The organism is Acidithiobacillus ferriphilus, assembly GCF_018854775.1.
Classification (GTDB): Bacteria; Pseudomonadota; Gammaproteobacteria; order Acidithiobacillales; family Acidithiobacillaceae; genus Acidithiobacillus; species Acidithiobacillus ferriphilus.
Genome location: NZ_JAAZTY010000064.1, coordinates 1 through 5,394 on the forward strand (window position 1 = coordinate 1; position 5,394 = coordinate 5,394).

6 protein-coding genes are annotated in these 5,394 nt (G+C 58.0%); all 6 read left to right on the plus strand.

Going from position 1 to position 5,394, the window contains the following annotated elements:
* The coding region (gene hemH / locus HF921_RS05355; RefSeq protein WP_226834350.1) for a ferrochelatase at nt 1–619 on the plus strand (619 nt) is incomplete at its 5' end.
* Nucleotides 620–670: 51 nt separating this feature from the next.
* Nucleotides 671–1,159, plus strand: coding sequence for an FKBP-type peptidyl-prolyl cis-trans isomerase (locus tag HF921_RS05360; RefSeq protein ID WP_064218850.1), 489 nt, complete (start codon nt 671–673; stop codon nt 1,157–1,159).
* Between the two features lie 67 nt (nt 1,160–1,226).
* Entirely contained in the window at nt 1,227–2,390 is a 1,164-nt protein-coding gene (locus HF921_RS05365; protein WP_226834351.1) for an anhydro-N-acetylmuramic acid kinase, read from the plus strand.
* Nucleotides 2,368–3,267 (plus strand): shikimate dehydrogenase, encoded by a 900-nt coding sequence (aroE, locus tag HF921_RS05370; protein WP_215892799.1) that lies wholly within the window; start codon nt 2,368–2,370, stop codon nt 3,265–3,267. Before HF921_RS05365 ends, aroE begins: the two co-directional genes overlap by 23 nt.
* On the plus strand, nt 3,237–4,946 hold the full coding sequence (gene pilB, locus HF921_RS05375) for a type IV-A pilus assembly ATPase PilB (protein WP_215893451.1): 1,710 nt from the start codon (nt 3,237–3,239) through the stop codon (nt 4,944–4,946). The genes aroE and pilB overlap by 31 nt, the downstream gene beginning before the upstream one ends.
* 125 nt (nt 4,947–5,071) lie before the next feature.
* Nucleotides 5,072–5,380, plus strand: a complete 309-nt coding sequence (locus tag HF921_RS05380) for a hypothetical protein (protein ID WP_226834352.1) — start codon at nt 5,072–5,074, stop codon at nt 5,378–5,380.
* The last annotated feature ends 14 nt before the right edge of the window (nt 5,381–5,394 follow it).

A 5,394-nucleotide genomic window follows, 5' to 3' on the forward strand; every position in this document is an offset into this window, starting at 1 on the left:
TACCACCGCCTCCATTTTTGATGCCGTGGGCAAAGAATTACGACAATGGCGGGAGATTCCGGAAATTCGCATGATTCGGGACTGGTATGAACACCCTGCCTATATTCACGCCCTGGCGGACAGTATCCGTGCCTGGTGGCGTGAGCACGGACAGGCGGAGCGATTGCTGATTTCCTTTCACGGCTTGCCGGAAAGCGCTGTTGCCAAGGGTGATCCCTACCGCAGCCAATGCGAGAAGACCACCGCATTGCTGGTAAAGGAACTCGCTTTGTCCGATGACCAATGGATACAGACTTTCCAAAGTCGCTTCGGCGCCGCCAAATGGCTGCAGCCCTATACGGATAAAACACTCGTCGAGTTGGCGCATTCCGGGGTGTCCCGCATTGATATCGTCTGCCCCGGTTTTAGTGCGGACTGCGTGGAAACGCTGCAGGAAATCGCCTTGGAAGGCAAAGAAACCTTCCTCCAGGCGGGTGGCCAGGAACTACGCTATATTCCTGCGCTCAACGACAACCCCCTCTGGGTGACGGCGTTCAGTCAGATTCTTGAACCCCATTGGCGTCATTGGGATAGCCGGGAAATTTTGCCGTTTCCGCGCAGTCAGGCTAAAATCGGCTAGAAACTACCATAGCAGTATCTTTTCAGGCCCTTAACCCATAGGACTCGCGCCATGATGATCAGCAAAGACAAAGTCGTCACTATCGACTATTCCCTGACCGATGAAGAGGGGGAACTGATTGATAGCTCCGTGGGTGAAGAGCCCCTCGTCTATCTCCATGGCCACCACGGCATCATCCCCGGCCTGGAGCAGGCTCTGGCGGGGCGTCGTGTCGGCGATAAGCTAGAGGTCTCCATCCCTCCCGAAGAAGGCTATGGCGATTGGGACGAAGATCTGGTGGAAGTGGTGGGTGTTGAGGATTTTGACGATCCGGAAGAGCTGGAGATCGGCACCCAGTTTGAGACCATGACTGAAGACGGCACACGCCTTGCCACGGTAATCGATATCGAAGGCAACGAAATTACCGTCGATCTCAATCACCCGCTGGCTGGGATGACTCTGAACTTCGATGTGACGGTGCTGGAAGTGCGGGATGCCACCACCGAAGAGCTGGCCCATGGTCATGTGCATGGGCACGGAGCACATGACGGGGATCACTGATGCGTTGATGCTGTACCGGTTGACGCGCTTGTTGGCTAGGTAGGTCGACTTGCGTGGTCTGGGTCTGATGTCTGGGACCAGCGCCGACGGTGTGGATGCCGCGGTGCTGGATTTTGACGTCGCGGGCTGTGCGGGTTACCAGGGTGTCTTTGGGTGCGCTTTTGATCCGGCGTTGCGTGCGGAGGTGCTGGCTGCCAATGGGCCACTGAGCGTTGAGGCGATGGCGCGGCTTGACCGGCGTCTGGGTGCCTGTTACGCCCAATTGGCGAGTGCTGCCATTGCCCATCTCGGTCCGGTAGACTTTATCGCCTTGCACGGGCAAACCATTCGTCATCAACCGCATGTGACGCCCGGCTTTACGCTGCAAATTGGTGCGGCGGCGGATATTGCCGTGGCCACTGGTCTGACCGTGGTCCACGATTTCCGGCGTGCCGATGTGGCGGCCGGGGGAGAAGGGGCGCCGCTGGTGCCGCCTTTCCATCAATTCTGCTTTCAGGGAAAACAACCCCGTCTGGTACTCAATCTCGGTGGTATGGCCAACGTGACCTGGTTGCCGGGCATGGACGATCCCCGTCCATTACTGGCTTTCGACTGCGGGCCAGGCAATGTGCTGATGGATGCCGCCGTGTATTTGTGCAGCGATGGGCGATCGACCTGTGATGTGGATGGGCAAATGGCCGCCGACGGACTTTGCGATGCTGTATGGTTAGCGGACCGGCTGACCCACAGGTTTTTCCGGCAACCACCTCCCAAAAGCACCGGGCGGGAAGTTTTCGGATTGCCCCTGGTGACGCAATGGTGGTCATCCTGGCGGGGCACTGCGGCGGATTTTCTGGCCACACTGACGGCATTGACCGCGGTTTCTGTGGCACAGGCGATAAGGACCTGGACTCCGGGTGCTGCGGAAATGCTGGTGTTCGGTGGGGGCGCCGAAAACCCGACTCTGATGCGCGTCCTGCAGGGGACTCTGGCAGAGACCCGAATTTTGCACGGTGGGCAGTACAGCGGCATTCCCAGTCAGGCGTTGGAGGCGTTGGCCTTTGCCTGGCTGGGCGGTCAGTGTTTGCTGGGGCAACGCCTGCCCTGGGCGCACGTTACCGGGGCGCAGCGTCCCATGACTCTGGGTAATATTTTGCCCGGAGATAACTGGCCAGATCTGCTTGTCCATCTCTCCAAAAGGACGGAAATCATCGCAAAGGAAAGATCGTATGGCGCTCTTCCCACAACCTGACACCAGCAATTGTTGGCATCCCGGTGGCGGCACGGCCGTTTATGGCATTCTCGGTCATCCGGTCACTCATAGCCTCTCGCCATGGATGCATCGCCTCTTTGCCGCACAGCAGGATCGAGACCTGGTTTATGTGCCTTTCCCGGTGCATGAAGCGGCGATCGCCGCGGCGTTGGCCGGACTGCCGGCGCTTGGCGTGCGTGGCGTGAATGTTACAGTCCCCCATAAAGAGGCCGTGTTGCCGCGGATGCAGCAACTGAGCGCCGAGGCGCGTGCCATCGGTGCGGTGAACACCGTGTGCTTTACGCCCTCGGGTATGGAGGGACACAATACGGATGCACTCGGTTTTCAGCGGGCGCTGGAGCGTGCCGCGGGGATTGGCTGGCGACAATGTCCGGCGACCGTGATTGGCGCTGGAGGGGCGGCCCGGGCCATTGTCTACACCCTCGGTCATGCCGGATGTCCGGCTATTTATTTGGCGAATCGTCACCTGTCGCGTGCCGAATCTCTGGCTGCACAGTTTTCCGATCTCCCGGTGCACCCCATTCCGTTGGATGCGGCGGCATTGTCTGCGGTATTGCCCCACAGTGCGTTACTGGTCAATACCAGCGCGCGCGGGCTGCACGGAGAGGGGCATCCGGAGTTGGATCTGGCGCGCATGCCCAGAAACGGCAGTGTATACGATATCGTCTATAACCCATTGGAAACGCCCTTACTACGCGCCGCCCGGCAGGCCGGGCTGGGCGCGATGGATGGGCTGGGCATGTTGGTAGAACAAGGCGCGGAGAGCTTTCGAATATGGACGGGAACTTTGCCGCAGACCGCCGCCGTGGAGGAGACCTTACGCCGATGGCTACAAATCCAGCACACATCACGTTGACGCCCGTATTGCGGGCGTTGGTCAGCAACGGGTTAAGCGATGAGGCGCAGTTGCAACGCCTTGCCGCCGATCCGGCGCGTGGCAAGATGCCGCTGCTGTTTTATGCGGTTGAAAGGGGTGCCGTTCCTGCCTCTGTGCTTATGGCGCACCTTTCTGCGCGCTATAACATGCCCATGCTTGATCTGGATGCGGTCATGATTAATGAGTTGCTTATTCGGAAGCTCGACAAAGGACTGATGACCCGCTATCTGGTGCTGCCCTTGTCGAAGCATGGGGACACCCTCTACCTCGCCATGGCGGACCCTACGGATTTTAAGGCGGTGGAGGATGTGAAGTTCAACACGGGTCTGCAGGTGTTGCCAATACTGGTCGAGGCCAATAAGCTGGTAAAGGCGGTGAATGCCGCAGCCAACAGTATGCAAGGCGGGATTGACGATGTTTTCATGGATAAACCGCGCGGCGAAGAAGAGCAGGAAGAATTCGATCTTGCCCAGGAGAGTGATGGCAGTGTCGAGGATGCACCCGTGGTGCGTTTTGCCCGGCAATTGCTCTTGGATGCCATTCAACGCGGGGTTTCCGACATTCATCTGGAACCGTACGAAAAGGACTTTCGGGTGCGTTACCGACTCGATGGCGTATTGCAGGATGTGTTGCATCCGCCGGTGGCGTTGCGTGACGGTGTCACTTCGCGCCTGAAGATTCTCTGTCGTCTGGATATTTCTGAGCGGCGTTTACCCCAGGATGGCCGTTTGCGGGTCAGGGTGCCGCCGGCGCGGGTTATTGATTTCCGGGTTTCTTTTTTGCCCACCAGTTTTGGCGAAACCATTGTGCTGCGCTTGCTGGATCCGGCCAGTTCCAAGGTGCCCATAGAACAATTGGGCTTTTTGCCGGACCAGCGCAAAGCTTTTGAAGAGGCCATCCACCGGCCCTACGGTATGATCCTGGTCACCGGCCCCACGGGTTCGGGTAAAACGACGACTCTTTACACCGCGCTGAATATTCTCAATACCGGCGACTGCAATATCAGTACCGCAGAGGATCCTGTGGAAATCCCGGTGTACGGGATTAATCAGGTGAATATCAACGAGCGTATCGGTCTCAACTTTGCCACCGCCTTGCGTTCCTTTCTGCGTCAGGACCCTGACATCATTATGGTCGGTGAGGTGCGTGATCTGGAAACCGCGGAAACGGCCATCAAAGCCGCCCAGACGGGTCATCTGGTGTTGGCCACCCTGCATACCAATGATGCACCACAGAGTCTCACCCGTCTGGAAAATATGGGCATCCCTACCTATAACATAGCAGGCGGTGTGCACTTGGTGATGGCGCAGCGACTCGCACGCAAACTCTGTCCGCATTGTAAAAAGCCGTTGCGCATTCCCGAACAGGCCCTGATTGAGGCGGGATTTACGCACGAGGATCTGCAGGGTTGGCGTCCTCTGGGCGCGGTGGGCTGTGATCAGTGCAACAACACCGGATATAAAGGCCGGATGGGACTCTATCAGGTGATGCCGGTGAGCGATGCTATGCGTGAAATCATTATGCGCGGTGGTACTTCCATCGATCTGGCGCGGCAGGCGACACAAGAGGGAGTGCTGACCATGCGGCAAAACGGATTGAGGCGGATCAGGGAGGGTGTCACTAGTCTTGAAGAGGTCCTGCGGGTGACCAATCTTTGATCTTGTCTCCCCGTATATACGCAGATATTTTGTGCAGAACGTCGCTAATATGGTCGTGGGCGGTAGTGGTGCGATGAATTATGGTGTCGTAACGTTCAGCAGAACTCAGTGGCGGGGCGCATAATATGCCGGAGATGGTGGGTGACTGGCGGCGCCTTTGGGGGATTTCCGCCTACCGGCTGCTCATCGCAGCGGTTATTGCCGTTCTGTTACACTTGCCAGCCAGCGAGACCATTATTGATCTGGGAGGACACGCAAGATTGTTGCGTGTCCTTGCCCTGGTGGCCGCCACGGTCAGTCTCGGTTATCTGCTGGCACTGTTGTTACGGCGGCCGGTGCAACCGCGTCGCCACGCCTGGATTCAGGTATCGACGGATACCTTGCTGGTGCTGCTGTTATTGCATTTCGGGGGGGGGGGTCAGTGGTCCCTTTAGTATCCTTCCCTTCC